General features: G+C 62.8%; 1 protein-coding gene and 2 pseudogenes. 1 reads left to right on the top strand and 2 read right to left on the bottom strand.

The window, feature by feature from the left end; genetic code table 11:
* Nucleotides 1-488: 488 nt before the first annotated feature.
* Nucleotides 489-1142 (bottom strand): annotated as a pseudogene (locus ACFWPJ_RS31405) (IS1634 family transposase); the annotation flags it as partial.
* Between ACFWPJ_RS31405 and ACFWPJ_RS31400 the strand changes: the two are divergent.
* A complete protein-coding gene (locus tag ACFWPJ_RS31400; protein WP_378856929.1) occupies nucleotides 1105-1578 on the top strand; it encodes an ISAs1 family transposase in 474 nt (157 codons plus the stop codon). The pseudogene ACFWPJ_RS31405 and the gene ACFWPJ_RS31400 sit on opposite strands and share 38 nt — an antisense overlap.
* Nucleotides 1579-1604: 26 nt before the next feature.
* Here ACFWPJ_RS31400 and ACFWPJ_RS31395 read toward each other — a convergent pair.
* Nucleotides 1605-2013: pseudogene (locus tag ACFWPJ_RS31395) on the bottom strand (hypothetical protein); the annotation flags it as partial.

Here is a 2013-nt window from a genome sequence, read left to right as displayed (position 1 = left end):
TGTCGTGGGTGTGATCTCCCGAACCGACCAGGTGCGTACGTGCGAGGCGTACGACGAAGGTGCTCGCAGGAGGCTGGGTGTCAGGGTTGTCTATCCCTCGGTCGGGCTCTCCGATAACGACCGACAGGAGCGGCCTGAGCCCAGGACACGACACAGTTAGGCCGTCGCCAAGGGCAGACTTCACCCGTGAAACGACGAAAGCCCGACGCACGTTGCGCCGAGCTGTTGCATGTAGGATTTCGTCCTACGGTGCGAACAGCTCGAGACTGTTTCGTACCTAGGCCGTTCGGTGAGTTCCAGCTCGCCGGGCGGCCGTTCTTGTTCGTGTGACGCTACACCGCGGACCTTCTGAGCAACTAACGAGTTCCCGCTCTGGCCAGGGGATTCCGCGAACACAGCTCGCCCCGCGACTTCCCCGATGACCGTCGTGAGCAGCACACCCTTACCTGCGCGTTCGACCTGAGTTACACAGATTTAGTGACCCACTCCTACCCGCCCTGATGCCATGAGTGTGGGATGTTCAGGGCGGTGAGGATGTCGGCGGCCTCACGGTGGATCGGGTCGACGAGATGAGGATGCCCGGCAATGACAACGGTGATCTCCTGTAGCGGCCGCAGGGTCCGAACGAGCCGCTGGACGCTGACGCCGGTGGTGTCTTGGAGGTAGCGGGCCACCGGGAGGGCGGTGAACACGATCGCCAGGTGTGCCTCGATCGCGTCACGGGTGCGATGGAACATCGGCCGGCCTTGAGGTCGGTCTTCGACATCCGGAACGACTTGCTCCACGTGCCACAGGTCGTGGGACTTCCCGATCACCTCGCCAGCTGCCATCACCTCGGCGGAGATGTTGGTGACGTAGCCTTTCAACCCGACCAGCGACCGCGCCCGGGCCAGCGATATCTCGTCCAATGAACGGTCGCTACCAGCGACTTTCACGAACCGTGTCGACTTCGCGGGTTTGCTGCCATCGATCGCCGCGCGTGCCCGTGTTTCCTGGGCGTTGAGGGTGATCGTGTCGCGGCGGGCGCGTGCCGAGCGGTAGTGCCAGACCGCCCGCCATGCTTTCTCGTCAGTGGGCATCCAGACCGGTTCGGCGCGCTTGCCGATGTTATTGACTGTGGTCCCGCCGCGCCGCGGTGTGACCATCGACATCGGCCACGGCCGCCGCGAACGACGAACCCTGAAAACGACAGCGATCAACGCCGGTATCGGATTCCCCGGCGCCGAGCAGGTCCTGCGGATAACCCGCACCCGCACCGACCGCGCCACCGGCAAACGATCCACCGAAGCCGTCTACGCCGTCACCGGCCTCACCGCTACCGACGCCACCGGCGAACAGATCGCCACATGGTTGCGCGGGCACTGGGGAATCGAGAACCGCGTCCACTGGATCCGCGACGTCACCTACGACGAAGACCGCTGCCGCGCCCGCACCGGCCACGCCCCACAAATCCTCGCGACACTGCGCAACACCGCGATCAGCCTGGCCCGCCTCGCCGGCCACACCAACATCGCCGCTGCGCTGCGCCACTACGCACACGACTTCACCAGACCGTTCGAACTACTACTGACCTGCTGAAACGCGACAATGACGGAGCCCTGGAACTATGCCCTGAAGTAATACCAAGAGTCATCGAGGCGGACATACTTATGATCGATGTCGCTAGCGATGGCTTCTCCGTTCGGCAGATAGATGAACCCGCTACGAACTCCCGGGTAATACCTCGACAAATAGAATTCACATTCTCCGGCGGGCCCACTTTCGACATGGTGAAACTTGTACATGCCAATAGTTTCACTCTTATACGGACCGCCTGATCGCCCGCTTTGCAGCGTGTCGCACGCCGCGGCCGCCTGATCCATCTCGCTTCGAGTCATCAACCAGCCGATCCGACCCGGGACAGAGAATCCGGCCAGCGCCACCGTGACTGCAACGAACGCAGGGACTAGAAGTCCCAGGCGCCACCAACCCGCATATCTTATGCAGGCGACGACAACCGACACGAACCACACT

The organism is Nocardia sp. NPDC058497 (assembly GCF_042720195.1).
Taxonomy (GTDB): Bacteria; Actinomycetota; Actinomycetes; order Mycobacteriales; family Mycobacteriaceae; genus Nocardia.
This window is presented reverse-complemented; position numbering and strand designations above follow the sequence as displayed.